Source organism: Gordonia sp. PP30, assembly GCF_023100845.1.
GTDB lineage: Bacteria > Actinomycetota > Actinomycetes > Mycobacteriales > Mycobacteriaceae > Gordonia.
The window spans coordinates 18,082-44,324 of record NZ_CP095864.1 but is presented as its reverse complement, the minus strand read 5'-3'; the positions used below and the strand labels follow the sequence as shown (position 1 = coordinate 44,324).

The 26,243-nt window shown below is 68.6% G+C and carries 26 protein-coding genes and 1 tRNA gene; 15 read left to right on the top strand and 12 right to left on the bottom strand.

Annotated elements, in window-relative coordinates; translation table 11 throughout:
• Positions 1–18: 18 nt before the first annotated feature.
• From MYK68_RS00200 to MYK68_RS00175, 6 genes are all read right to left on the bottom strand, one after another.
• Complete coding sequence (locus MYK68_RS00200) at positions 19–3,117, bottom strand: N-6 DNA methylase (RefSeq protein ID WP_247865633.1); 3,099 nt, start codon at positions 3,115–3,117, stop codon at positions 19–21.
• 60 nt (positions 3,118–3,177) lie between these two features.
• A complete protein-coding gene (locus tag MYK68_RS00195) occupies positions 3,178–3,639 on the bottom strand; it encodes a PIN-like domain-containing protein (protein WP_247865632.1) in 462 nt (153 codons plus the stop codon).
• Positions 3,636–4,259, bottom strand: a complete 624-nt coding sequence (locus MYK68_RS00190; protein ID WP_247865631.1) for a DUF433 domain-containing protein — start codon at positions 4,257–4,259, stop codon at positions 3,636–3,638. Before MYK68_RS00190 ends, MYK68_RS00195 begins: the two co-directional genes overlap by 4 nt.
• Positions 4,260–4,421: 162 nt before the next feature.
• Positions 4,422–5,330 (bottom strand): hypothetical protein, encoded by a 909-nt coding sequence (locus MYK68_RS00185; RefSeq protein WP_247865630.1) that lies wholly within the window; start codon positions 5,328–5,330, stop codon positions 4,422–4,424.
• On the bottom strand, positions 5,327–5,821 hold the full coding sequence (locus MYK68_RS00180) for a hypothetical protein (RefSeq protein ID WP_247865629.1): 495 nt from the start codon (positions 5,819–5,821) through the stop codon (positions 5,327–5,329). The genes MYK68_RS00185 and MYK68_RS00180 overlap by 4 nt, the downstream gene beginning before the upstream one ends.
• A gap of 4 nt (positions 5,822–5,825) precedes the next feature.
• Complete coding sequence (locus MYK68_RS00175) at positions 5,826–6,143, bottom strand: hypothetical protein (RefSeq protein WP_247865628.1); 318 nt, start codon at positions 6,141–6,143, stop codon at positions 5,826–5,828.
• Positions 6,144–6,276: 133 nt separating this feature from the next.
• Here MYK68_RS00175 and MYK68_RS00170 point away from each other — a divergent pair, with 133 nt between their 5' ends.
• Entirely contained in the window at positions 6,277–7,281 is a 1,005-nt protein-coding gene (locus MYK68_RS00170; RefSeq protein WP_247865627.1) for a site-specific integrase, read from the top strand.
• Positions 7,282–7,430: 149 nt separating this feature from the next.
• Here the strand turns inward: MYK68_RS00170 and MYK68_RS00165 are convergent.
• Positions 7,431–7,516, bottom strand: a tRNA-Leu gene (locus tag MYK68_RS00165).
• 258 nt (positions 7,517–7,774) lie between these two features.
• Here MYK68_RS00165 and MYK68_RS00160 point away from each other — a divergent pair.
• From MYK68_RS00160 to pknB, 7 genes are all read left to right on the top strand, one after another.
• Positions 7,775–9,082 carry an FHA domain-containing protein gene (locus tag MYK68_RS00160; RefSeq protein WP_247865626.1) on the top strand — a complete coding sequence of 436 codons (1,308 nt, stop codon included), beginning with the start codon at positions 7,775–7,777 and terminating at the stop codon, positions 9,080–9,082.
• Between the two features lie 120 nt (positions 9,083–9,202).
• Entirely contained in the window at positions 9,203–9,664 is a 462-nt protein-coding gene (locus tag MYK68_RS00155) for an FHA domain-containing protein FhaB/FipA (protein ID WP_247865625.1), read from the top strand.
• Positions 9,661–11,121, top strand: coding sequence for a PP2C family protein-serine/threonine phosphatase (locus tag MYK68_RS00150; protein ID WP_247865624.1), 1,461 nt, complete (start codon positions 9,661–9,663; stop codon positions 11,119–11,121). Before MYK68_RS00155 ends, MYK68_RS00150 begins: the two co-directional genes overlap by 4 nt.
• Positions 11,121–12,512, top strand: a complete 1,392-nt coding sequence (locus MYK68_RS00145; RefSeq protein ID WP_247865623.1) for an FtsW/RodA/SpoVE family cell cycle protein — start codon at positions 11,121–11,123, stop codon at positions 12,510–12,512. Before MYK68_RS00150 ends, MYK68_RS00145 begins: the two co-directional genes overlap by 1 nt.
• Positions 12,509–13,993 (top strand): penicillin-binding transpeptidase domain-containing protein, encoded by a 1,485-nt coding sequence (locus MYK68_RS00140; protein ID WP_247865622.1) that lies wholly within the window; start codon positions 12,509–12,511, stop codon positions 13,991–13,993. Before MYK68_RS00145 ends, MYK68_RS00140 begins: the two co-directional genes overlap by 4 nt.
• Positions 13,993–15,330 (top strand): serine/threonine-protein kinase, encoded by a 1,338-nt coding sequence (locus MYK68_RS00135; protein ID WP_247865621.1) that lies wholly within the window; start codon positions 13,993–13,995, stop codon positions 15,328–15,330. The genes MYK68_RS00140 and MYK68_RS00135 overlap by 1 nt, the downstream gene beginning before the upstream one ends.
• A 3-nt stretch (positions 15,331–15,333) precedes the next feature.
• A complete protein-coding gene (gene pknB, locus MYK68_RS00130) occupies positions 15,334–17,226 on the top strand; it encodes a Stk1 family PASTA domain-containing Ser/Thr kinase (protein ID WP_247865620.1) in 1,893 nt (630 codons plus the stop codon).
• Between the two features lie 319 nt (positions 17,227–17,545).
• On the opposite strand, the gene MYK68_RS00125 is transcribed toward pknB, so the two are convergent.
• Entirely contained in the window at positions 17,546–18,202 is a 657-nt protein-coding gene (locus MYK68_RS00125; RefSeq protein ID WP_247865619.1) for an aminodeoxychorismate/anthranilate synthase component II, read from the bottom strand.
• A gap of 54 nt (positions 18,203–18,256) precedes the next feature.
• On the opposite strand from MYK68_RS00125, the gene crgA reads away from it, so the two are divergent.
• Together crgA and MYK68_RS00115 are read left to right on the top strand one after the other, a co-directional pair.
• Entirely contained in the window at positions 18,257–18,553 is a 297-nt protein-coding gene (crgA, locus tag MYK68_RS00120; RefSeq protein WP_247865618.1) for a cell division protein CrgA, read from the top strand.
• Between the two features lie 73 nt (positions 18,554–18,626).
• Entirely contained in the window at positions 18,627–19,112 is a 486-nt protein-coding gene (locus MYK68_RS00115; protein WP_247865617.1) for a PH domain-containing protein, read from the top strand.
• 4 nt (positions 19,113–19,116) lie between these two features.
• On the opposite strand, the gene MYK68_RS00110 is transcribed toward MYK68_RS00115, so the two are convergent.
• A complete protein-coding gene (locus tag MYK68_RS00110; RefSeq protein WP_247865616.1) occupies positions 19,117–19,875 on the bottom strand; it encodes a rhomboid family intramembrane serine protease in 759 nt (252 codons plus the stop codon).
• 128 nt (positions 19,876–20,003) lie between these two features.
• Positions 20,004–20,531: a peptidylprolyl isomerase gene (locus MYK68_RS00105; RefSeq protein WP_247865615.1), complete on the bottom strand. Its 528-nt coding sequence runs from the start codon at positions 20,529–20,531 to the stop codon at positions 20,004–20,006.
• 66 nt (positions 20,532–20,597) lie between these two features.
• Between MYK68_RS00105 and MYK68_RS20720 the strand changes: the two genes are divergently transcribed.
• The 5 genes from MYK68_RS20720 to MYK68_RS00085 all read left to right on the top strand — a co-directional run bounded on the left by MYK68_RS20720 (position 20,598) and on the right by MYK68_RS00085 (position 24,874).
• A complete protein-coding gene (locus MYK68_RS20720; protein ID WP_283255258.1) occupies positions 20,598–20,732 on the top strand; it encodes a hypothetical protein in 135 nt (44 codons plus the stop codon).
• Positions 20,733–21,739: 1,007 nt separating this feature from the next.
• Positions 21,740–22,183: a DUF4190 domain-containing protein gene (locus MYK68_RS00100; protein ID WP_247865614.1), complete on the top strand. Its 444-nt coding sequence runs from the start codon at positions 21,740–21,742 to the stop codon at positions 22,181–22,183.
• A 37-nt stretch (positions 22,184–22,220) separates the two neighbouring features.
• The gene (locus MYK68_RS00095) at positions 22,221–22,937 is read left to right on the top strand and encodes a cutinase family protein (RefSeq protein WP_247865613.1); all 717 of its coding nucleotides are present in this window, start codon (positions 22,221–22,223) and stop codon (positions 22,935–22,937) included.
• A 60-nt stretch (positions 22,938–22,997) separates the two neighbouring features.
• A complete protein-coding gene (locus tag MYK68_RS00090; RefSeq protein ID WP_247865612.1) occupies positions 22,998–24,173 on the top strand; it encodes an alpha/beta hydrolase in 1,176 nt (391 codons plus the stop codon).
• Positions 24,170–24,874, top strand: a complete 705-nt coding sequence (locus MYK68_RS00085) for a cutinase family protein (protein ID WP_247865611.1) — start codon at positions 24,170–24,172, stop codon at positions 24,872–24,874. Before MYK68_RS00090 ends, MYK68_RS00085 begins: the two co-directional genes overlap by 4 nt.
• A 42-nt stretch (positions 24,875–24,916) precedes the next feature.
• On the opposite strand, the gene MYK68_RS00080 is transcribed toward MYK68_RS00085, so the two are convergent.
• Both MYK68_RS00080 and MYK68_RS00075 read right to left on the bottom strand, forming a co-directional pair.
• A complete protein-coding gene (locus tag MYK68_RS00080; RefSeq protein WP_247865610.1) occupies positions 24,917–25,513 on the bottom strand; it encodes a hypothetical protein in 597 nt (198 codons plus the stop codon).
• A 269-nt stretch (positions 25,514–25,782) separates the two neighbouring features.
• Positions 25,783–26,217, bottom strand: coding sequence for a MarR family winged helix-turn-helix transcriptional regulator (locus MYK68_RS00075; RefSeq protein WP_247865609.1), 435 nt, complete (start codon positions 26,215–26,217; stop codon positions 25,783–25,785).
• Positions 26,218–26,243 lie beyond the last annotated feature (26 nt).

Here is a 26,243-nt window from a genome sequence, read left to right as displayed (position 1 = left end):
CAGTGACACGTCCCCCGGTCAGACGACGGCAGGAATCAGCTTCGCGACGGCAGACTCGATGTCATCCGCGACACCATCCGCTTCAAGCGCCGCGACGACGATCTTGCGCGCTGCCTGAAACGTGTTCGCACTGGACACGTCGACCCCCGCCGCGAGTTCTTCGGCTCGGCAACCGAGGCCAGAGAGTGAGAGGTGGAGGTCGTTCGTGTTGTCGTAGATGGGGAACGGTGCGGCGAAGACGTTCTTGTCCCAGTCGCGGCCTTTGAATAGACCGAGGGCTTGGAGCGGCTTGACCCGGTCGAGCACCGTCTTCGAGTTCAGGACCGCGCAGAGGTAGTGGGCCTCCGCTTCACTGGAAGCTGGTGCCCAGTACAGCTTGTGGTCGATGATCGCCTCATGGTCGCGGATGATCGCTGCTGCGAGAGTGTTTCCGGCCTTGGTGTAGGCGACACGTACCGGTGCGATAGGTAGCTGCGCTGTGAGTTGACCGTGGAAGTCGATCCGATCGAGCAGCCGGGAACTGTCGGACTGGGACTTCCAACGACCCCAGACGGATTCAGCGGTGTCCCACCAGGTGTTGAGTCCGAGCTGCCCGTCGATCTCGGTACTGGTCAGGATCGCGGTCCCGGTGCTGTTGATCGGAAGCACTGCGGTCCGGGGATTGAGGGTGCGGTACGGGGCCACAGTCTCACCGAGATAGATCGACCGAACGAAGTTCTTCTCGACGCGTGCCTGGATCGTGTCGACGCTCTTCCACGGTTCCTTCTCCTGGTTCGAGCGCATCGACTCGACAGCGACTCGACCTGCACCCGAGCCGAGAGGTCCGGCGGCGGCTTCGGTGACGAAGAGCGTCATCCGGGGTGCCAGCACCGCGCCTTGGCGGAACTTCGACTTGTACGGCGAGGTCGGCATCGTTGAGTCGGTGTCGAGTGCGACGATGGTGCCTTTCTCTGTCCGCAGCTTCGCCTTGGCATGCGACCAAGGGCTGTCTGCGCGCGCAAGGTAGCCGATCCAGCGCAGGACGGTGGTGGGCATTTTCGTTGCAGCGTCGACGCGCTGACCGAACACCACACCGGAAACCATCGGAAATCCGGTCGTGGCTTCGGCCAGGTCCCAGCTCTCCGCGAACTGCACCGTCAGGTGTTCAGAGTTCTTGGTCATCCACTCGCCGGAGCGGAACCCGGTGTGTGGCTTGCGGGTGAGGATGCCGTGAGGCATGACGAACGCGAACCTGCCGCCGGGCCGGAGGTATAGCTCGACCGCTCGCACGACGAACAGGGTGGACAAGTCCCGGCTGGACGCTCCCAACCCTCCGGTCAGCAGGTTTCGGGGCTTCGCCAGCTTCTTGTATCTCTCCTGCATGTTCGCCGTCATCTTGGAGTACCGCAGCCAGGGTGGGTTTCCGACCATCACGTCAACTCGGTTGGACGGTTCGGACAGCCAGAGAGGGCGGATCAGGTTCCGGACGTAGTAGCCCCAGATGTGGTTGCGCCCGCTGCGGTGCAGGGCGCGCATCGTCGAGAACGTCGTGGTGAGAACCTTGCCCTCCGCCTCGGTAACGCCGAAGTTCGTCAAGACCGGGTCGATCAGCTCCTCATCGGTTTTGAGGAGCTTGTTCTTGTACCGGGTGTCGAGCCGGACATCAAGAGCGCGATCTGCCATTTCGCTGACGAGGCGGTCGAATCGTCCGGCGTCGGCGAGAACGCTTCGGGGGAACACGAGGTCGTCGCCGAAGAGCACGCCGCCGCCCTCGACGAGTTCATCGCCCTCAGTGGCGACGGTGATCAGTTCTCCGCCGTCGATGAGGTCGCGGCGCTGCTCCCATTGCATCGAGTCTCCGAGGTAGACGGGAATGGTCAGCGGACCACGATCGGGATGCTGAATCCGTTCAAGACCAATCGCAAGGAGGTAGGTGACTCTGGCGAGGGTCACTGCGACGGGGTGCACGTCCATGCCGACGACGTGCGCCGTGACGTATTCGAGCGCCTTGTTCGGTGGTGCGCCGCCGCTCTCTGCGACAACCAGGAACTTGCGGATTGCATGGAACAGGAACGTCCCAGACCCGCAGCTCGGATCGGCGACCCGAGTGTTGAGCGGATCGGTGATCGTCTCGTGTACGACGCGATCGGCGAGCCAGTCCGGTGTGTAATACTCGCCCAATCGCTCGCGTTCCTGAGTCGGGATCACCGACTCGTAGAGGATCTTCAATACGTCGTGTTCGACCTCGTTCCACCGGAATCGGGACAACCGACGCCCAAGTTCTGTCACGAACATGTCGCCGCCATCAACCTGAGTCACCCAGTCGAAGAAGTCCGCCTCGATCACCCCGTGAATCTGAGATGCCTGGAACTCGGACCCCGAGGTGAGTTGCGCGGAGGTGAGGGGTCCGTGCGGAGAGATGTCCCAACCGATCGCGGCGTGGGCGATTAGCTCAGCGGTGACCACGAGCAGCGTGTGGTTGATGAACAACTCGGGGTCGTCGGTGAACTGTTTACCGAACGCTGTGCGAAGGAGCTTGGCCCACAGCTCGCGTTTCAGCTTGACCTCGGGGTGGTCCTTGTTCGCCTCGTAGAGTGCAGCGAGCGTTGCGAAGTCGAGTGCATGGCCCGGCGATTCAGCGCCGAGGCGTTCCTCGATTTCGGCGGGCGTCGGCTTGATCTGCTCTCGGGTTGCCATAACCGATTCGAGCCAGATCAGCAGCCGCTCGGCGTCGGGACGTTGCGGACTCAGTGCCAGCTCGGAGACATATACCAGTTGACCTTCAAGTAAGTGGTAGAGCCGCCAGACCGTCCCGTCGGTGAGGATGCCGACGTATCGGCTGTCGAGTTCGGTGCTGCGCTGCTGAACGTATCCGGCGAGCTGGCTCTCGTACTCGCTGAGGTTGCCGACACGCAGGTCCTTCTTGACCTCGATGACGACGTGCCCAGCTTCTACGTCAATCCGGCGACGGGTCCCGTCAGCGACCTGCGACTCCATCTTGACCACATCATCGGCGTCCAGCCCGAGTGCGGCGAGGGTCAGCAGTGCGTAGATGTCTGCTTGGATCTCGGCCTCGGGACGTACGGGCTTGCGAGAGGCGAGGCGGGCAACGATCTCTTCGATCACTTCACTAAGCACGGTGGCAACGATATGGGAGGGTGCCTGTCCCCTTGGGGAGGTTGGCAATCGCCAGCAGCGTCAAGCACCGGCGAGGCCGAGGCCCTGGCTACGGGGTCGCCCCCAGCCTGGTCGTCCAACTGCGCTGATTTTCACTCGCTGGGCCGCTTCGGTGCCGATGCCGTACAGCTTGTAGACGTGCGGTTCTGGGCGCAGATCGGCAAGAACGTACACGAGTCCTGCCGTCAGCGTTGCCGTCTCCGTCGTCAGGCCGCGCAGTCCCTTGACACCCTTGGCCACGTAGCCGATCCAGTGCAGCCCGGCGTCGAAGATCGCGCGCCGCTCTTCCTCGTCGCGAAGTTGCGTCCGGTCCTTCGTGATGATTGCGTCGTAGCCCTGCTGCTGCAAGGTGTTCAGCAGCGGTACGTCCTTCGTCCCGCCGAGTCCTTCGCTGTACGCGTGCCGGAACTCGTGGTCACCGTAGAGAGCTTCCAGCGGTTTGAGGCATCCGACGTTCACGTTCTCATCGAGGAAGAACTTCATGAAGTCCTCCGCTTCGAGGACACCAGTTCTGCGAAGTCGAGCGCGTCGTGCGCCGCGCTCGGGCTGACTCCGGGGTAGAAAGCGCGAACCTGTTCCTCACTGATCGGCAGGTCACCGGACAGAGCGTCAGCCACGGTGTCGAACGGAACGCGGGTGCCGTCAATCGTTGGCCAGCCTCCGAGCTTACGCGGGTCCACAGTGAGCGTGGGGCGAGGGCGCTGGAAGTCGACGATCGGTTCGTCATTCCGATTGTTGAATGGCCGGAACATGTCAGCCAGCGTGTAGAGCTGATACTGGCCAGGCGTCTTCACCAGGTCCATGAAACCTGCGTCGGTCCAGACTGCGATGCTGCCTCCGCCGACAGCAAACTTGTAGGCGGAGGGGTGGTCAGTCAGGTCGAACTCTTCGAGTTGCGCGAACGCCCGGCGCACCTTCTGTAGGGACGTACTGGTTCGGAGCCAAGCCACGGTCCGCAGCGCCACAAGGTCTCGGAATGAGTACAGCGGTGGACGGGTCGGGTTCACCTCGGGAATCAGAAGCTCGGTACGCCGCCAGTTGTCGAGCTGCGACCGAGTGACGCCGGTGAGAGCGATCGTCAGCTCCACGGGGAATCCAGTCACCGCTGCCTCCTTTCGCGCTGCTCGCGAGGTGATGCCATGACGGTAGCGCAGGGGACCGACCATCGGTCGTATTCGGTCCGCGCAGCCTCCCGAGGAATCAGGTCCGGGGCGACGACGGGCCACCTCGCCAGTGGACGTGACGCCCGCCGGCCCAGGTTCCTCTCAGGATTCAGCGTCCAGGTCGGCGTCCGGCGCAGGTCGCTTCGCGGCGCGTACTGCCGTGATCCATTCGGCGGGTGGCAGACCGTCGAGCACGATGCCGCCGTCGTGGTCGCGCTCGAAGTCGCCCGGCAAGAGCTTCACGGGATGGACCAGCCGCGCCTCGCGCAGGTACCGCCGGATAGCGGCTTGCTCTTCGCGCGCCCATCTCGGCTTCGGCGGCTGCGGAGTTCGCACGCGGCGCAGTACGCGCACAAGCTCCCGCTGCGCGTGCGGCCCCAGCGCGGGACTCTGAATCGCCAGGTGGCGAACGCGGGGCGGCAGGCGCTCAGGTACCAGCCCACAGCCCCGTACGAGCCCGAGAATCAGGTCGGCCAGCGCGGGGAGCACGCCGGGCACGGTCGACGGCCAGCAGTCATCGAGCGCGACCGCGACGGCGAGCGGATCGGGTGCGTGCCACCGCTGGCCGGTGCCGAGGTCGCGCAGGACCAGCGGGTCCGGGAGCAGCGCCCACGCCGTCTCCGCTGCGGTGAGCCAGCCTTGCCTGTCCCTCGGCGGGGAACGGTGCGGGCCGTGAACGTGCGACGAGTTCGGAAGCCGGTCGGGGTCACTCGGCACCATCCCGAGGTCGAGGCACCGAGCTTCGATCCAGGCGAGGCACGCTCCCGGATCAGATGCCGCTGGCGGCTGGTGGACCTCTCCACTGGCGCGGAAGGTGACGAGTGCCCAGTCTTCGGCCTCGCGCCGCGTCGTCTCGGGTCCAAGGACGAACGCGGGGCACCCGCACGGTCCCGCGACCGCCCACGTCGCCCTGAGCTTCATCAGCAGGTCTCGCGCCGAGATGACCGCCGCGATGTGCGGATAGATCAGCGCCCGTCCCCCGACGAGGTGCCAGGTGTGCGGGATCATCATGGCCCGCAGGTGCCGCAGGGACCGTCGAAGTCGTGCCGGTCGTCAACTGGTGCCCAGCCCGGCCCGTCGGGCAGAGCGGCGGCGAGGCAATCGAGAGGCAGCACGTCGTGATCGTGAGCGATGCGACTGCGCAGGGCATCGTCGCCGGGTCGCTCGCGGATCGCAGCGACGGCGCTGGCGGGCAGCGGGGTGTGGCTGTGGATCGCCGGGAACCGACCGACGCCGGGACGCAGGTCCAGGGCCAGTAGGGCGCGTTCCAGCCACAGCGACACCAGGATCGGATCGAGGAGGTCGTCCGGCAGATCGTTTGCGAAGGGGCGCAGCACCCGGGACCACTCGTAAATGTCGCGGCGGGTGGTGAAAGCACCGAGATGCAGGATGGGACACAGACAGCCGTGAGGCGCAGCGACGATGGTCTCATCGACGCGGATAGCGGCGGCGAGGATGGTGGTGAGCGCGGTCTCCACCGGGTCGGCTTCGAGGGGGATCACACGATCACCGCTTCGTGCCCAACGTCTTCGAGCCAGAGCAAGAAGCCATCGGCAAGCCGGTCCCTCCCCATCCGTTCGCGTGCCGCTGAGCACGCGCCCAGAGAACGTCGGCGGTGCTCGGCGTCATCGCGATGCCCAACGCCCGGCACAGTTCGCCCAGAGCCGCGGTCCCTGCGTTCCTGTGTCCGAGCCGATACTTGCCGACCTCGATGTCGGCGCGCTCTTCATCGAGCCGGTCGATCAGCGCGACGGCGGCGATGAGGAAACGGCCCAGCGAGTCGAAGTCGCCCCAAGCTCGGGGCCACGGGGAAGAGATGGTCATGCCGAGATCGTGCGCCGCAGGACCGACAACCAGCGACCGCCGACCCGTCACGTCCCCAGGCCGGAGATCAGGCGGTTCTGTCGTGTGCGACGCCTAATGTGGGATGGCCGTGAGGAGAGGAGAGGAGAGGCTGATGGCAACCGTCGAGCCGTACGAGGTCGCGGCTGGACGACGGTATGTCGTCCGCTATCGGCAACCCAACGGCAAGCAGACCAAGCGGCGCGGGTTCAAGACCAAGCGAGAAGCCGAGGCGTTCGCCGCCACCGTCGAGGTCAGCAAGCTGCGGGGTGAGTACGTCGCGCCGTCTCTCGGCCTCATCACGGTCGGCGAGATGGGGCCGACCTGGTTGAAGCACAAGACCGCCACCGTGTCGACATCGTGGGCTCATTCGCTCGATACCGCTTGGCGAACTCACGTGAAGCCGAAGTGGGAGCACACCCGGATCGCTGACATCGATGCGCTGTCTGTCGAGCAGTGGGTCTCCGAACTATCCGCCGCCAAGTCGGCGACCGTCGTTCTGCGTGCCCACGGGGTGCTCATCGGTGTCCTGGACGACGCTGTGAAGGCGCGGCGACTGGTGAGCAATCCGGCGAGGCACATCAGCAACCTGCCGAAGAAGACGAAGAAGCGGCACGTCTATCTCAGCGGGAATGACGTCGATCGGCTCGCGGATGCCTGCCTCACACCGGACAACCGGGTCATCGTCTACGTGCTGGCGTTCTGTGGTCTGCGCTGGGGCGAGTTGATCGCGCTGCGGGTGGTGGACATCGAGTTCCTGCGCCGCCGGATCGCGGTACACCGGAACGCGGTCTGGGTTGGAACAGAGATAGAGGTAGGCGACACCAAGGGCCGGGAATCGCGCAGCGTCCCGGTACCAGCGTTCCTCCTTGACCTGCTCGAGCAGCAGGTCAACGGGAAGGAGCCCTACGATCTCGTGTTCCCGGGTGCGGACGGCTCTTACCGGGGAGTGAACAAGGCTCCGCGCGGCTGGTTCCACCGTGCGGTGCTCCGGGCCGGGATCGCCGAGGGGCACCACGCCCTCACGCACCGCGGCACACCTGCGCGTCGCTCACGGGCAGCGCCGGGGGCAACGTGCTCACCTTGGCCCGAAAGCGCGGGCACGAGGATGCGAGCGTGACCCTGCGCGTCTACTCCGACCTGTTCGACTCGGACCTCGACGCTTCACGCGAGCTACGCGCCGACATCAGATGTGCCCAAGGCCGTGGCCACGGCGGTTCGATGTAGATACAAAACGACCCCCTACCTGGGTAGATAGGGGGCCGCTCCTGGTGGGCGAAGGGGGACTTGAACCCCCACGTCCCGAAGGACACTGGCACCTGAAGCCAGCGCGTCTGCCATTCCGCCACTCGCCCGTGGCTGCCGATTTCTCGACGCTGTCCGCTTGCGGACTTGACCGAGATTACACGGATGCGCGGCGGAGTAAAAATCGGCTCTCCCCCTCCGTCCTGACCTGCGCGAACGACGCCCCGCGACGGCGCGCCGAGGCGGTACAGAAGTGACGGCCGGGGTACGAGTGAGTAGCTGACGGGCGCATCGGCGCCGCGGACCGGTAACATCGAACGACGACGCATGCACGCCGACACGCCAGCGAACGCAGAAGGGGGCCGGGAGTGGGTCTACTCGACCGTATCGAGCGCAAGCTCGAGTCCGCCGTCGACGGTGGCTTCGCGCGCGTCTTCGGCGGCAAGGTGGCACCGCAGGAGATCGAGCAGAGTCTCCAGCGCGAGGCCGAGGCGTCGGCGGAAGACCTCGGAGACGGCGCGTCACTCGTCGCCAACAGCTACGTCGTCACCCTGAGCGACTCCGATCTGAAGCACGTCAGCGAAGAGTACGAACTGAACCGGAAGATCTTTTCGCGCCACCTCGAAGACTTCATCGGAGACAATGGGTGGCAGACCTACGGCCCGGTCGTCGTAGAGTTCGACCAGGTGCCGTCACTGCACACCGGTCAGTTCCGCACCCGTGGCACCGTCGATCCCGACGTCCGGCCGCGCGCGGTACCCGACCGGTCCGACCCGTCCCGACTTCCCGATAGCCCCGACCAAGGAGCCCCCGACATGACCAATCCCCCCGAGTACCCCGGCCAGGGTTACGGCCAGGGCGGCTACGACCAGGGCTACGGGCAGCAGCCCGGCTACGACCAGTACGGCCAGCCGCAGAGCTACGACCCCAGCCAGCAGGGCTACGACCCGAACCAGCAGGCATACGGTCAGCCGCCGGCCCACGACCAGTACGGTCAGCAGCCCGCCTACGACCCGAACCAGCAGGCGTACGGCCAGCAGCCCGCGTACGACCAGGGCTACGGCCAGCAGGGCTACGCACAGCCCGCCGCCGATCCTTACGGCCAGCAGCCCGGCTACGACCAGCAGGGCTACGCACAACCGGCCGCCGACCCCTACGGCCAGCAGCCCGGCTACGACCAGCAGGGCTACGCACAACCGGCCGCCGACCCCTACGGCCAGCAGCCCGGCTACGACCAGCAGGGCTACGCACAGCCCGCCGCCGACCCCTACGGCCAGCAGCCCGCGTACGACCAGGGCTACGGCCAGCAGGGCTACGACCAGGGCTACCCGCAGCAGGCCGCCTACGACCAGACCGCGTACGCGCAGCCGGGTTACGGAGCCCCGGCCCCGGCCGCGATCACCCTGGTCCTCGAGGACGGCAGCAACCGCACCTACTCACTGCGCCCCGGCTCCAACGTGATCGGCCGCGGTCAGGACGCGCAGTTCCGTCTCCCCGACACCGGCGTCTCCCGCCGGCACGTCGAGATCCGCTGGGACGGCCAGAACGCGATGCTGCAGGACCTGAACTCCACCAACGGCACGACGGTCAACGGACTCACCGTCAGCAACTGGAATCTGGCCGACGGCGACCGGATCCGGCTGGGTCATTCGGACATCACCGTTCGGTTCCAGTAGCGGTCGTGCACATAGAATGCGGTCGGGGCCATCGGGAGCCCCGACCGCTACGTGCATCGCCGATGCACCCGGCCGGCTCCCGCCGGCACCAACCAGACCGATTCAGGAGGTGAAGCGCGCATGCAGGGACTCGTTCTGCAGTTCACCCGCTTCGGGTTCTTGATCCTGCTGTGGCTGTTCGTGTGGGCACTCGTCCGCGCGATGCGCGGTGATCTCGCCTCCGCGGCCGGGACCCGGCGCCCCAGCGGATCGGGTTTCCGCGACCGTCGCCGCTCGTCGGCGCCCCGCGGCGGCGCCCGCTATCTGGTCGTGACGGCCGGGGCGCTCGCCAACACCCGCATCACCCTCGGTGACCAGCCGGTGCTGATCGGCCGCGCCGACGACTCGACGCTGGTCCTCTCCGACGACTACGCCTCGGAGCGGCACGCCCGCCTCTCCAAGCGCGGTGACGACTGGTACGTCGAAGACCTCGGCTCCACCAACGGCACCTACCTGGACCGCGGCAAGGTGACCACCGCCGTCCGGGCCCCCATGAACACGCCGATCCGCATCGGCAAGACCGTGATCGAGTTGCGCTCGTGACCCTCGTACTGCGCTACATCGCGCGAAGTGACCGCGGCCTGGTCCGGTCCAACAACGAAGACTCCGTCTACGCCGGCGCCCGCCTGCTCGCCCTCGCCGACGGCATGGGCGGCCACGCGGCCGGCGAGGTCGCCAGCCAGCTGGTGATCCAGTCGCTCCGCACGCTCGACGACGACGAGCCCGGCGGCGACCTGCTCGATGCCCTGAACGCGGCCACCCGCGCCGGCAACGAGGCGATCGCCGCGCAGGTGGAACGCAATCCCGAGCTGGAAGGCATGGGCACCACGCTCACCGCCATCCTGTTCGCCGGCACCCGTATCGGCCTGTGCCATGTCGGTGACTCGCGCGGCTATCTGCTGCGCGACGGCCAGCTGACGCAGATCACCCGCGACGACACCTTCGTCCAGAGCCTGGTCGACGAGGGCCGCATCACCGCCGAGCAGGCGCACAGTCACCCGCAGCGGTCGCTGATCATGAAGGCGCTCACCGGCCAGGAGGTGGAGCCCACGCTGACCATCCGGGAGGCGCGCGCCGGCGACCGCTACCTGCTGTGCAGCGACGGGCTGTCCGACGTGGTCAGCGAGGAGACCATCGCCGAGACGCTGGCGACCATCGCCGACCACGCCGAGGCGGCGGACCGGCTGATCGAGCTCGCCCTGCGCAGCGGCGCACCCGACAACGTCACCGTCGTCGTCGCCGACGTCGTCGACACCGAATACGGCGAGTCGCGCCCCATCCTCGGTGGCGCCGCCGGCAGCGACGACCAGGCCGGATACGTACCGAACCCGGCGACCGCGGCCGGTCGTGCCGCGGCGCTCCGCCCGCCGCCCGCGCCGACGCAGCGACCCACCGTGCACCAGGATCCGGTGCCCGCCCCCCGCAGCCGCTGGCGGCTGCCGCTGGCGATCATCGTCGTCCTCGCGGTGATCGCCGCCCTCGTCGTCGGCTACTTCGTGGTCCGCTCCAAGGCGATGGCCAACTACTACGTGGCCGCCGACAACGGCGCGGTGGTGATCAGGCAGGGCACCCCGGACGGATTCCTCTTCATCGACTTCTCCAAGCCGGCCCAGCAGGTCTGCGCCGAGGACCTGAACACCGACGAACCGCAGGTGGTCTTCTCCGATCACGGCGCGTCGTGCACGCAGGTCAAGGTCGACGACCTCACCCAGGTGGGCCAGACCACCGTCGTCTCCGCGAGCATCAAGAGCCTCGGCCTGCGCGAGGTGCAGGACCGGGTCCGCGGCCTGGAGTTCCTGCCGCTGTGCCCCACCGGTGACGTGCCCGCCGGGCCGCCGTCCGGCGAGCCGTCCCCCGCCCCGACCGGCGGGTCCGAGCCGACGCATCCGGCCGCCACCCCCGCTCCCGCGGGTTCGCCGGCGACCGTCTCCCCCGCGCCCACCGCCACAACGCCGGTCACGACCGACCCCGAGGGTCACCGGAACTGCCGGGAGTCCTGATGGCCGCGCCCGTAGCTCAGGCACCCGCCGCGGCCGCCAGCCGCCGTGTCCGCACCACCGAGGTGGTGCTGCTGATCGGTGCCCTGGTGCTGGTGACCGTCGCGCTGCTGATCGTCGAGGCGTCCCAGGACGACGCCTTCGACTGGGGCCTGTTCTGGTACGTCCTGGCGTTCGCCTGCCTCTACGGCTTCGCGCACGCCATGATCCGGTGGCTGGCCCCGTACGCGGACCCGCTGCTGCTGCCCGCCGTCGCCCTGCTGAACGGGCTCGGCCTGGTGATGATCCACCGGCTCGACCTCACCCCGCGGGACGGCGATCCGACGTCGTACGCGAGCTCACAGGCGATGTGGCTCGGTGTCGGCATCGTCGTGTTCGCCGCGACGCTGTTCCTGATCCGGGATCACCGCACGCTCTCGCGCTACTCGTACACCCTCGGTCTGCTCGGCCTGATCCTGCTGATCCTCCCGATCGTGCTGCCCAATTCCGAGCGCGGCGGCTCCAACCTGTGGATCTCCACGCCGTTCTTCTCGATCCAGCCGGGTGAGTTCGCGAAGGTCCTGATCATCATCTTCACCGCCTCGTTCCTGGTGTCGCGGCGCGATCTGTTCACCACCGTCGGCAAGCACTTCGCCGGGATCGATTTCCCGCGCGCCCGCGATCTCGGACCGCTGCTCGCGGCCTGGGTGATCGCCATCGGCGTGCTGGTGCTGGAGACCGACCTCGGCAGCTCGCTGCTGATCTTCGCGACCATGCTGGCCATGCTGTACATCGCGACCGAGCGGGTCAGCTGGCTGATGGCGGGCCTCGCGCTGTTCGTCGCGGGCGCCGTCGCGGCCTACTTCCTGTTCGCTCACCTGCAGGTCCGCGTGTCCATCTGGCTCGACCCGTTCGCCGATCCCACCGGCAAGGGCATGCAGATCCTGGCGAGCCTGTTCTCGCTGGCCGCCGGCGGCCTGTTCGGCACCGGGCTCGGTTCCGGACACCCGAACGAAGTCCCCGAGGTCCACAACGACTTCATCCTCGCCGCCTTCGGTGAGGAGCTCGGCCTGGTCGGGCTGACCGCGATCGTCATGCTGTACCTGTTCATCGTGATGCGCGGCCTGCGGACCGCGATCAGCGTGCGTGACAGCTTCGGCAAACTGCTCGCGTCCGGGCTGGCCTTCACCATCGCCATCCAGCTCTTCGTGGTGCTCGGCGGCATCTCCAAGCTCATCCCGATGACCGGTCTCACCTCGCCGTTCCTCTCGTACGGCGGGTCGTCGCTGCTCGCCAACTACATCCTGATCGCCCTGCTGATCCGGGTCTCCAACGCCGCGCGCGAACCCGACGCCCCGAAGAAGCAGGCCGCGCCGGTGGGCGCCATGCCCACCCAGGTGGTGCCGCGCCGATGAACCGACCCATCCAGCGCGTCGGCATCGCGGTCGTCGTGATGATCCTGGCGCTGATCGCGAACCTGACGTGGGTTCAGGTGATCCACGCACCGTCGCTGCGCGCGAACAGCGCCAACAAGCGGAGCATGATCGACGCCTACTCGCGCCAGCGCGGGCTGATCCTCGACGCGGACGGCAACGTCCTGGCCGAGACCGTGCGGTCCGACGGCCAGTACAAGTATCAGCGCCGCTACCCGGCCAAGCCGGTGCAGGCGTTCGCGCCGGTCACCGGCTTCTATGGACCCTATTTCGGGGCCGGCTACGGGCTCGAGGACGCCGAGAACGACTTCCTCGACGGCACCGACGACCGGCTGTTCACCCAGAACTTCATGGACATGTTCTCCGGCCGCGACCCGCGCGGCGGCAACGTCCAGACGACGATCGAGCCCAAACTGCAGGTCACCGCGTACCGCTCGCTGGTCGAGGGCTCGTGTAACGGCAAGTGCATCGGCGCGGTCGTCGCCCTGCAACCCAGCAGCGGCAAGATCCTCGCGATGGCGTCGACGCCCAGCTACGACCCGAACCTGATGGCCACCCAGGACTACACGGCCGCCAAGGCGTCGTGGGATCAGCTGCAGGCCGAGCCGTCCCCGCTGCGCAACCGGGCGATCGCCGAGTTGTACCGGCCGGGTTCGACGTTCAAGGTGATCACCACCGCGACGGCCCTGAACGCCGGGCTGAAGCCGGACGTCGCGCTCACCGCGAGCCCGTCGTTCCCGCTGCCCGGATCGTCCGCGGTCCTCCCGAACGACGGCAACCCGCCGACCCGCTGCGGTGGCACCTCGGCCCGCACGGTGACCCTGACGCAGGCGTTCGAGTACTCGTGCAACGCCGCGTTCGGCGATCTGATCCTCGACAAGCTGCCGGGCGACCCGTTCAGCCAGTTCAGCGACACCGCGCTCAAGTTCGGCGTCGGCGAGAGCCCGGCCGGCATCCCGCTGTCGGTCGCCAAGTCGACCATCGGCGACATCGGCCACGACAAGGCGGCGCTGGCGCAGTCGTCGATCGGTGAGCGCGACGTGAAACTGACCGTGCTGCAGAACGCGGTGAACGCGGCGGTGGTCGCCAACGGCGGCATCCGGATGCGGCCGTATCTGGTCGACAAGCTGCAGACCGCCGACCTCGGCACCGTCTCGGCCACCCGGCCGTCGCAGATCAGTCGGCCGCTCAGCGCCGAAGAAGCTGCCACACTGACCAACATGATGGTCCTGTCCGAGCAGCACACCAGGAATGCTCAGGCGGGGATCGCCAGCAAGACCGGCACCACCGATCCGAATGAGACCGGTAGCGCCTTCGCCTGGTACATCGGATTCAAGCCCGGATCCGATATCGCCGTCGCAGTGATGGTGGAGAACGGTACCGGCGGTGCCGACGCCTACGGCGGCCTGATCGCCGCCCCGATTGGACGTGCAGTGTTGAATGCTTATACGGGAGGTCACTGATGAGCCTGCAGAACGGCACCATCATCGCCGACCGGTACCGATTGGTCCGGCTGATCGCCACCGGCGGCATGGGCCAGGTGTGGGAAGCCCTCGACACCCGGCTCGGCCGGCGCGTCGCGGTCAAGGTCCTCAAGGCCGAGTACTCCAACGATCCGACGTTCCTGCAGCGGTTCCGGACCGAGGCCCAGACCACCGCGCGTCTCAACGACCCCGGCATCGCGAACGTCTTCGACTACGGCGAGACACCCGACCGCAACGGCGGCGACCCGCTCGCCTATCTGGTGATGGAGCTGGTGGACGGTGAGCCGCTGAACTCGGTGATCAGCCGCCTCGGCCAGCTCTCGCTGGCCCACACGCTCGACATGCTCGAGCAGACCGGCTGGGCGCTGCAGGCCGCGCACACGCAGGGCCTGGTGCACCGGGACGTGAAGCCCGGCAACATCCTCATCACGCCGACCGGCCAGGTCAAGATCACCGACTTCGGCATCGCCAAGGCGGTCGACGCCGCGCCGGTGACGCAGACCGGCATGGTGATGGGCACCGCCCAGTACATCTCGCCCGAGCAGGCGACCGGCGGTGAGGCCACGGCCGCGTCGGACGTGTACTCGCTGGGCGTCGTGGGCTATGAGGCGCTGACCGGCATCCGGCCGTTCACCGGCGACGGTGCGCTCACCGTCGCGATGAAGCACATCCAGGATCCGCCGCCGCCGCTGCCGGATTCGGTGCCCGGGCCGGTGCGTGAGCTGATCATGATCACCCTCGCCAAGGACCCGCAGCAGCGGTATGCCACCGGCGGCGAGTTCGCCGAGGCGGTCGCCGCGGTCCGCGCCGGTCACCGGCCGCCCGCCCCGCGCGGGGGCGTCCCGGCCGGTCCGCGACCGTCCACCCGTCCGGTCTCCACGCCGGTCGTAGCGCCCCCGGCCCCGCCGGTGCGGCCCCGCCCGACCGCGCCGGTCCCCGCTCCGGTGGCCGATGACAGGTGGAGCACCGGCCAGAAGGTGCTCGCCGGCGTCGCCGCGGTCCTGCTGATCGCCGCGATCGCCCTGTTCGCGAAGTGGGTGATCGACTCGCCGGGTGTCACCACCCGGAACGAGAACACCGTGCGGCCGTCCATCTCGACCGAGACCGAGACCGAGACGCCCACCCGCCGGACGACGACCCGTTCACCGTCGCCGACGACCACCACGACGACCACCACGTCGACGCCGACGGACACCGACACCTCGACGCCCACCGAGACGACGACGCCGCAGGAGCCGACCACCACCAGCAGTCCGGCCCAGCCCGGACCGGGCATTCCGCTCCCGACCCTGCCCCCCATCTTCGGCGGCGGATAGCCGATGAACGACGACGAGCTGCTGTCCGACCGGTATCAGCTGGGTGAGGCCCTGGGCTTCGGCGGTATGTCCGAGGTCCAGTTCGCGCGCGACCTGCTGCTGCACCGCGACGTCGCGATCAAGATCCTGCGCCCAGACTTGGCCCGGGATCCGATGTTCTACCTGCGCTTCCGGCGCGAGGCCCAGAACGCCGCGAAGCTGAACCATCCGACCATCGTGCAGGTCTTCGACACCGGCGAGGCGGATACCCCGGACGGCCCGCTGCCGTTCATCGTGATGGAGTACGTGGACGGCGAGACGCTGCGCGACGTGCTACGTAACAACGGGCCGGTGGCCCAGCGTCAGGCGATGACGTGGATGGCCGACGTCGCGGCGGCGATGGACTTCTCGCATCGGGCCGGGATCGTGCACCGCGATATGAAGCCGGCCAACGTGATGATCGACCATCACGGTGCGGTCAAGGTGATGGATTTCGGTATCGCCCGCGCCATGGACGACACCGGCGCCACCATGACCCAGACCTCGGCGGTGATGGGTACCGCGCAATACCTGTCGCCCGAGCAGGCCCGGGGTATCAAGGTCGATCCGCGCAGCGACATTTATTCGATGGGCTGCGTGCTGTTCGAGCTCATCACCGGCGAGCCCCCGTTCACCGGCGACTCCCCGATCGCCGTCGCCCACCAGCACGTCCACGAGGATCCGCGCCGGCCGTCACAGGTGAACCCGGACATCACCCCGGAACTCGACTCGGTCGTCATGAAGGCGATGAGCAAGAACCCGGCCAACCGCTACCAGACCTCGGCCGAGTTCCGCTCCGACCTGATCAAGGTGCTGGCCGGCGGTAAGCCGTCGGCCCCGATGCTGCTCGACGCGCCGGACGACGACGACTTCCCGACCCTGGCGGTCGCCGGCCGGCGTCGTCGCGACGAGAACCGCCGCGACGACGACTTCGACGACGATCTGCCGTTCTATCGACGACGCCGGGCGAAGGCCGTGGTCGCCGTCGTGCTCGTGCTGATTCTGGGCATCACGCTGTTCACCTGGGCCCCGTGGAAGTCGTCGGCGCCGCTGGTGCCGGTGCCGACCGTGGAGAACCTCGACGCGCACGCCGCCCGCACCAATCTGGAGAACGCCGGCTTCGGGGTCAAGGAGCTGAAAGAGGCGAGCTCCACCATCCCCGAGGGCAGCGCCACCCGGACCGCCCCGGGCAGCAACGTGCCGACCCGCAAGGGCTCGGAGGTGACGCTGTACGTGTCGTCCGGACCGGAGAAGCATCCCATCCCCGACCTGCGCGGCAAGACGCTGAAGCAGGCCAAGGACGCACTCGCCGCACTCGGTTTCACCGAGGTCAAGGACGAGAAGACCGACTCCACCGCGGCCCTGAAGGACAAGGTGGTGCGCACCCAGCCGGGCAGCGGCAGCGAGACCGCGATCAACTCCACCGTCGTCGTCTACATCGGCACCGGTCCGAAGGAGGTGACGGTCCCCGATCTGGTCGGCCAGACGCAGGCGCAGGCCGAGTCGACGCTCGCGCAGCTCGGGCTGGAACCGTCCATCGTGCAGGGCGACTCCGAGCGTCCCGTCGGCCAGGTGGTGTCCACCTCACCGAACGCCGGTCAGACGGTGAAGGTCGGCAGCGTGGTGCAGGTGACCATCTCGCGCGGCAATCAGTTCGTGGTGCCGGATCTGAAGGGCAAGACGCTCGATCAGGCGCGTGCGGCGCTGGCCGCCGCCGGCTGGACCGGCGGGACCGTCACCGCCACGCCGCGCTCGGTGGGCCTGGCTTCCAACCAGGACGGCAAGATCATGTCGCAGGACCCGCCCGCCGGTGCTCGCTGGCGCAAGGACGACGCGATCTCGGTGACCGTCGGCCGCGCGAGCCTGCTCCCGAACTGACAGAATTCCCCGGACAGGGGGGTCGTTTCGACACCCCGCCTCGCCCTTGCGGGCTCGGCGGCGGCTCAACGGGCTGCTACGGACGGCGCGCGTTGACCTGGGCACCTACATCGCGTTAGTCGGGCGCTACGTCGCTCGTTGAGCACGGCACCTACGTCGCCCGTTAAGTCGGGCGCTACGTCGCGCTCGCTGAACCGGGCACCTACGCCGCCCGTTGAGCCGGACCCCCACCTCGCCCGTTGAGCCGGACACCTACGTCGCTCGTTGAGCCGGACGAGCCGCCAGGCGAGACCGTGTCGAAACGACCCCCCGACCAGGACTACGACCCCGGCGACAGCGCCCCGGCCACCTCGGCCTCGAGCACGACCACGCGCTGCTCCGGAACCTCGAGCCCGCACACCCGCAGCCAGTTCGCGAGCATCCGATGCCCGCCCTGGGTCAGCACGCTCTCCGGATGGAACTGCACCCCGTGAATCGGCAGCTCGCGATGCATCATGGCCATCACGATCCCCGAATCGGTGGTCCCGGTCACCACCAGCTCGTCCGGAATCGTCTCCGGCAGCACCGTCAGCGAGTGGTAGCGCGTCGCGACGAACGGATCGGGCAGTCCGGTGAGGACACCGCGGCCGTCGTGCGTGACCAGCGAGGTCTTACCGTGCAGCAGCTCCGGCGCCCGGTCGACGGTGGCACCGAAGGCCGCGCCGATGGCCTGGTGACCGAGGCAGACCCCGAGCAGCGGGGTGCCGGCGGCCGCGGCCACCGGGATGATCGGCATCGTCGCGCCGGCCCGCTGCGGGGTGCCCGGACCGGGCGAGAGCAGGATGCCGTCGTAGGCGTCGACGACGGCCGGCAGGCGATCGTGATCGAGCCGATCGTCATCGTTGCGCCAGACCTCCGCGTCGACACCCAGCTGACCCAGGTACTGGACCAGGTTGTAGACGAAGCTGTCGTAGTTGTCGATGACGAGAATGCGCACGCAGCCAGGTTATCGGTTGCGGCCACCTCTTTCCGCGTGGGTTACCGTAGAGACATGCCTAAGTCAAAGGTGCGGAAGAAGACCGACTACACCATCAACCCGGCGAGCCGCACGCCGGTGAAGGTCAAGGCCGGCCCGTCGGGCATCGCCTACCAGGCCCTCATGTTCGGTTTCATGCTCGCAGGTCTGGTCTGGCTGCTGGTGTTCTACCTGGCCGCCTCGAACGACAGCCGGTCCGTCGCTCAGCCCGGCGGCTGGCTGCACTGGATGTTCAACCTCGGTCAGTGGAACCTGCTGATCGGCTTCGGCCTCGGTGTCATCGGCCTGTTGATGACGATGGGCTGGCGCTGAATGACATGTGTGTCATTCATCCACACTGTGGAAATCACATGTGTGTAACTCATCCCCACTGTGGGTAACTCCTGTGGATAACTCCGCGTCCGTCCACCATCGCACCTGGTCGACGCCGCTGCCCGCGGGAATCGCCCTCCTCGGGCTGGGGACAGCTCTGGTGATCGCCGCGATCGCGTCGTACCAGGAGCCGCCGGCGCTGGTTCTCCTCGCGGTCGCCGCGCTGGGGGTCATCATCACCGGGACCGTCGCACTGATCCGCCGTCCGCGCCTGACCCTCGCACCGGGTCCGGTGCTGACGGTGCGCACCCTGCGCGGGACGCGCGAGGTGATCCCCGCCCAGGTCGAATCGCTCGAGCTGCTGGGCACCCGCCGCCTCGCGTTCCGCTCGGTGCAGCTGCTCATCGAGCTGCACGACGGCGGCCTGCTGGTCTTCGGTCAGTGGGATCTGGGCACCAGCCCGCGGACCGTCGCCGCCGAACTCGCCGAGGCGGGCTTCACGCTCGACGATCGGTCGGCGCCGCGCCGTCGAACCGCCCCGCCGGTCGACGACGCCTGACGTTTCAGCCGCTCAGGACGGCGCCGGTACCGACGCCGATCGCCGCGGCGACCACGAACAGCGCGATCAGCGCGGCCCAGCCGACCCGGCTGACCTTCGCCTCGGTCCGCTGGCCCGCTGGCAGCACCGCGACGGGCAGCCAGATCATCGCCACGGCGCCGAGCGCGCCGAACAGCAGGCCACCCAGGTGCGCCCACAGCGAGATCCCGGGCAGACTCCAGGAGATCACCACGTTCAGGACGATCACCCCGGCTACCGTGCCGACCGGCAGCTTCAGCCGCAGGACCACCACCAGCAGCGCCCCCAGCAGACCGTAGATCGCTCCCGACGCGCCCGCGGTGAGTGAGTCGCTGTGCTGGACCGCGGTGACCACCGCGCTGCCGCCGAGCAGACTCGTCACGTAGAGCATCAGATAGCGCGCCCCGCCGAAGAACCGCTCGAGGTCGCGGCCGACGACGTACAGCGACAGCATGTTGACGGCGATGTGGATCACCGACCAGTGCAGGAAGCCGGAGGTGAGCAGGCGCCAGTACTCGTCGTTCCAGTGGCCGTCGTACCCGGTGATCAGGACGCCCTCGCGCATCAGCCACGAGCGCCACATCTCGCTCCGGTCGCTCAGGGCGCCCGCGCCGGCCTGCGCGATGCAGGCCAGGAACACCACCGTGTTGACCGCGATCAGCCCGTAGGTGACGTACGGCGTGGCCGTCGCGTCCTTGACCGGCGCCACCGGATCGACGCGAACCGAGGCCCTGTCCTGCGCCACGCAGTCGACGCAGTGCTGGCCGACCGGGGCCGGCCGTAGACACTCCGCACACGCCGACCGCCCGCACCGCGTGCAGGAAAGTGCGGTGGGGCGGTCGGGGTGTCGGTAGCAGACGTGCTGCACCGGTGTCAGTTGATCTCGACGCTCTCGATCACGACCTCGTCGAGCGGGCGGTCCTGGCGATCGGTCGCGGTGGTCGCGATCGCATCGACGACGGCGCGAGAGTCCGCGTCGACGACCTCACCGAAGATGGTGTGCCGGCGGTTGAGGTGCGGGGTGGGGCCGACGGTGATGAAGAACTGCGAGCCGTTGGTGCCCGGCCCGGCGTTGGCCATCGCGAGCAGGTACGGGCGGTCGAACTGCAGCTCGGGGTGGAACTCGTCCTCGAACTTGTAGCCCGGGCCGCCGCGACCGGTGCCGGTCGGGTCGCCGCCCTGGATCATGAAGCCGTCGATCACGCGGTGGAACACCGAGCCGTCGTAGAACGGCCCGCTGTCGCCACCCTGGGCGTTGGCGGTGCTGTAGTCCTTGGTGCCGTCGGCCAGGCCGACGAAGTTGGCCACCGTCTTAGGGGCCTGGAACTCGAACAGCTCGACGACGATGTCGCCACGGTTGGTGTGCAGGGTTGCGGTCTTCTTGTCACTCACGGTCTCCATACAACCATGAGCGCGGCCTCCGGGGTCCCGCTAGCGACGGGAGATTCCGCCTGGCAGGGTGGAGGCATGTCGTACAAAGCCGCGGGAATCGCCGCCTCCGCCGTGCTCGCCCTGTTCGCCGCCGTCGCGGTGGTCCTGCGCCGGGCCCGCACCGAGCATCCCCCGGCCGCCGCGTCGGTGCCTCGCATCGAGGACCTCTAGACGGCATCGGAGAAGTCTTCTGCGCGGTATCGGTGGATCCGATGGTGACGAAGGGACTTCCGTAACACTGACCAGGCGGTGCCAGCGGGTAGTTTGTATACGTGGCTCCCGACGAATCCCGCGACACCTCCGCTGATCCGGTACCCGGCGGCGCCGGCGCGACGACTCCGCCGCCGTCCCCGCTCCCGGTTCCGGAGGGCGGCAACGGCCCGGTTTCCGCACCGCGGGAGCGTCCCGGACCGGCACCCGCGGCCAGCGGTATGCCGGAGGTGACCGACGCGCCCGCGAAGTCGTCGTCGGGTCCGGCCTCCGGACCGAACCGAGCGGCACACGCGGCGCCCCGGCCCCAGCCGAATACGGCGCCGGTGTCCGGGCCCACTCCCGTCGCCGATCCGGCGGCCACCACCGTCCGGCCCGCGCCGCAGCCCGCATCCGGTCCCGCACCGAGCGCGCCGGCCGGTCCCACCACAGGTGCGCCGAGTCGTCCCGCGCCGCAGGCCGGCCCGCCTTCCGCTCCCCGAAGCGGCCCGGTGCCGCCCTCGACGCCCGCACCGCCCCGTCCCGCCGGGGCTCCGGTCCCCGGTCCTCCGCCCGGCGGTCCCGCTGGTGCCCCGCGCCCGGCCGCCCCCGGCGGACAGCCGCCGCAGAGTGGCCCGCCCCGGCCCGGTCCGGCACCCTCCGGTCCGCTGTCTTCCGGTCCGGCGCCGTCCGGACCTGCACCTTCCAATTCGGCGCCGTCCGGACCTGCGCCGTCCGGACCTGCACGGTCAGGCCCGGCACCGTCCGGATCGACGACGTCAGGCCCGGTCCCCTCGGGGCCGGCACTGTCAGGTCCGGCACCCTCGGGACCGGCCTCGCCAGGTTCGGCGCCGTCAGGCCCAGCACCCTCGGCATCGACGCCGTCTGGCCCGACACCCTCGGGACCGACACCATCGGGGCCCGCGCCGTCCGGCGCACCCGGCTCGGAACGACCGCCCGCCCACGCCGGCTCCGACAAACCCACCGCCATGCTCGGGAGCGTGGACGCGGCCGCCGAGCCCCGCAACGCCGCACCGCTGGCCTATTCCGCGGTACCCGACTCCGCCAAGGCCGCCACTCCGATCGCCCCGGCGGCGCCGCCCGCAGCAGCAGGAAGGACCGCACCCGTGAACCCACCCGCTCCGGCACGACCCGCACCGACATCGGCGCCCCGTTCCGGCTCGTCCACCGCGCAGACCGGCCAGAAGCGACCGCTCAGCATCTCGGCGATCGTCGGCTTCGTCTGCTCGGGCCTCGGGTTCTTGCTGATCACCGTGCCTTTCGGTCTGTGGCTCGGCTACCGCGGACGTCGCGAGACCACCGCGGGCAGCCGCGAGGGCCGGACCTTCGCCGCGGCCGCGATCTACCTCGGGTGGGCCTGGGTGATCTTCTGGATCCTGGCATTGATCGCCTACCTCTGGATCCTCCTCTGACGCAGGCCACGGCCCCTCGGGGCGTACCATTCGCTTCATGCTGAAGCGGATGCTCCTGGTACTGGTCACGACCGTCACCGCCGTCGCGGGTGTGGCGATCGGCACCGCCGCCCCCGCCGTCGCGGCACCGGGCTGCCCGGACATCGCGGTGATCTTCGCGCGCGGGACCGCCGAGACCGGGGCGCCCGTCGGGATCACCGGGTTGTCGTACGAGAACGCGCTGCGCAACCGGCTGCCCCGCAAGGACATCCGGGTCAGCGCCGTCGACTATCCGGCGAGCAGCAATTTCAACGACCGGGTGAGCTTCGTCCGGAACGTCGTCCGCGGCATCGACAACGCCCAGGCTCAGATCCGCGCCACGGCCCGCCGGTGCCCGGCCACCGACATCGTCGTCGGCGGCTACTCGCAGGGCGGCGCGGTCGCGACCTACTCGGTGACCGACCGCATCGACATCCCGGCCAAGTACGCGCAGTACCGCTCGCAGGCGCCGGCGCCCCTGCCCGCCGACGTCCTGAAGCACGTCTCGGCGGTGGTGCTGTTCGCGCCGCCGTCGGCCACCTGGATCCGCGAACTGGGCGCCCCGCCGATGAAGGTGGCCACCTCGCTGCGCGGGGCGACCGCCACCTACTGCATTCCCGGTGACGTGGTCTGCGACGGCGCCCGCGTCGGACAGCCGAATGGATTGCACGTCCTCTACTCGGTCAACGGTATGACGGGGCAGGCCGCGGACTTCACCGCACGCCACACCCGCTGATCCGTGCCGTCCCCGAGCCGCTGGGCTCGGACCCCCTCCGCGGTGCCTTACGCTGGACGGATGGTGATGGCAGATCGCGAAGGCGTCAAGACCGCGTCGGGCCCCGATACCGTGCTGACGGTGATCGGGCTGGCCGACAACATGCTCAACGGGCTCGCGCGGGTCCCGTTCAACCACCCGCTCACCGGTCCCGGCGGCCTGCTCGACAACATCGGCCAGGCGGTGACCCGGGCGACCATCCGCTCGTTCCTCGGCTATTCGGTGAGCCTGCCGATCGAGGACTTCCGCTCGATGGAGAAGATCCTCGACACCATCTGCGGCGCCATCCTGCCGCCGGTCGTCGGCCACTTCGGCGGCGTCGAGATCGAGACGGACGTCATCGGTGGTCAGCAGGGCATCTGGTGCCGGGAGAAGGCCTCCGTGGCCGCGAACGACGACGAGCACAAGGCCCACGACCGGACCATCCTCTACCTGCACGGCGGCGGCTACTTCGGCACCACGCCGAACATGTATCTCATGTTCGCCGCGGCGCTCGTCCGCATCACCGGCTGCCAGGTGTTCATCCCCGACTACCGGATGGCCCCGGAGTTCCCGTTCCCCGCGGCCGTGTACGACGCCGCCGACGCCTACCAGGGCCTGATCGACCGCGGCATCACGCCCGACAAGCTGATCGTCGCCGGTGACTCGGGCGGCGGCGGCCTCACCACCTCGCTGATCGTGCACCTGCACGAACAGAACATGCCCAAGCCGCAGGCGATCGCGCTGTTCTCGCCCGAGGTCGACCTGGATCTCGCGCAGGATTCGGTGATGGACAACGCCGACAAGGACATCCTGCCCTGGAACATCCCGGTCACCTTCTACCTCCGCGGTGTGCAGCCGAACGACGGCCGGGTCTCGGTCGTGTACTCCAAGCCGCGCCCGGAGTGGTTCCCGCCGACTTTCGTGTGCTGGGGCGAGGACGAGATGTTCCGCGACGCGATCCGCGTGTTCGTCGAGGAGTTGCGCGAGGGCGGCGTGCGGCTGATGGCGATGGAGGAGCCGGGCATGTTCCACGTCTTCCCCATCGTGATGCCGTGGTCGGAGGCCGCCAAGCGCGTCTTCCAGCAGATCGCCGAGCTCGCCCGGACGGAGACCGTGGAGGCGCAGGCGGAGTCGGACACGTCCGGCACCGGAGAACTCCCGGCCATCCCGCACGATGCGACGGTGACGGCTGCGTCGCCTACCATTCAGCCATGACCGCACGACTGCTCCTCGTCTTCTCCGCGTTCGCACTGCTGCTCGGCCTCGCCGTGCCGATGGGTGCGGGAGCGGCGCAGGCTCGTGATTGCGCCGACGTTCAGCTGCTGTTCGCCCGCGGCACCGCCGAGGCGGGTGCACCGGTCGGTACCACCGGCCAGGCGATGTATCGCTCGCTGCAAGCCCGGTTCCCCGGTAAGGACGTGCGGGTCTCGCCGGTGCACTACCAGGCCAGCGATCAGTTCCAGAAGGGCACCGTGTTCCTGAAGTCGGTGGCCGCCGGTGTGCGCAGCGCGCAGAACCAGATGCGGTTCATCGCCGACACCTGCCCGAGGACGCGCATCGTGCTCGGCGGATACTCCCAGGGCGCCGTGGTGGTCACGTATGCCGTGAGCGACCAGATCGCGATGATCGCGCCCGTGCTGGCCGAGGTGCCGAACGTGCTGTCGCCGACGATCGCGCCGCATGTCGCCGGTGTCGTCACCTTCGGCGCTCCGGCCGACCGCTGGTTCCGTGAGGTCGGCGTCCCCCCGATGCGTGTGGGGGCGCTCTACACGGCCAAGACGCGGGAGTACTGCATCCCGGGCGACAACATCTGCGACGGCGGCCCCGTCGACCGCCCGAACACGGTGCACGGTCTGTACGCGACGAACGGCATGACGGCCGCGGCCGCGAACTTCGTCGCCCGCCGGATCCACTGACGGCTCGCCGCTGGTGCACGAGCCGACGCGGCGCGGTTCCGGTTATCCGGTAGTGCGGCGCCGGTAGCGCGTCGCAGTGAAGCGATCCGAGACCGCGCTGGTCTTGGAGTCGATGTACCCCCGCTCCCGAAGATGCGCCCGGACCGTCTCGCCGCCGATCGGGCCACTCGTGCCCTTCGGGTACACGAACCACACCGGGAGATCCGGAACCGTTTCGGCGACGGCCACCGCAGCATCGAGATCGGTGGCGTCATGCAGCACCGCGACGAGGGCGGACGCCTCGCCCACCATTTCCGTCTCGGCGCCGGCGAGTGCCGCCCGCAGCGCGTCGTCAGCGACGCCGAGCACCAGGGCCGGCGTCGCCGCCGAGATGCCGAGCTTCTCAGCGAGGGTGGGCGGCGCCTTGAGCAGCGCCTCCGCCCACCGGCCGGCCTCCGGTTCACCCAGGATCAGAACGAGCGGCTCACCGTTCACCCGAACGCGGACGCGATCTCCGTCGGCGACGACGTCGCTGATCCCCGCCCGGGGGAGGCGGGCCCGGATTCCGCCCCGGAGGATCAGATCCTGGGATTCGAGCAGGACCTTCACTTCCGCCGTCGCACCTCGCCACGTCGCCGTCCCGATGGCCTCCCGTCTCATGGCCTCTCCTCTGCGCTCGCCGATCCGTCGTGTCTAGGTGTCACTATGTCGCACCGGGATTCGGCGGACCGGGAAGTTCGACGCGCCCGGACAGATCCGCCGTCGCCGCCTAAGCTGCGATCGGATGAAGCATGGCGTCGGAAGGGAGCGCCTCGAACGAAGCACGATCCGTCTCGCGGGTGATGACGTCGCCGAGGTCGTCGGGCCGCGAGAACACCGCCAGTGGCCGGTGGGCAGGTCGCAGCGGGGCGATCCCGGGTGCGTGCCGGTCATTCAGCCCAATCGGCAGTGGTGATCGAGATCTCGCGGGCCATGTCACGCAGAAACCGGATCACGGTGTCCCGCTCGTCACTCGTCAAGCGGGCGGCGGCGTTCAAGCGCTTCGCGTGCTGCCGTCCCACGGTCCTCTTGGCGGACAGTTCCGACCCGGGTGTGATCTCGATGGCGAACGCACGGCGATCCGTGGGATGCAGGCGGCGCACCACATGACCGCCGCGTTCCAGGCGGTTCAGCAGCTTGGTGGTGGAGGCCGGAGAGATCGACAGGAACCCGGCTAGCATGCCGGGCGTCACGACCTCGCCGCGATTCTTCGCGACGATCAGGTAGTGAAGCGCCCGCATGTCCTGCGCGCTGAGCTTCATGTACTTCTCGGACGCCTCCGTGATCGCCCGCTCGGTTTCTCGCAGCGCGCCGAGCGCCCTCATGAGATCGGTGATCTGGGCGAGGTCAG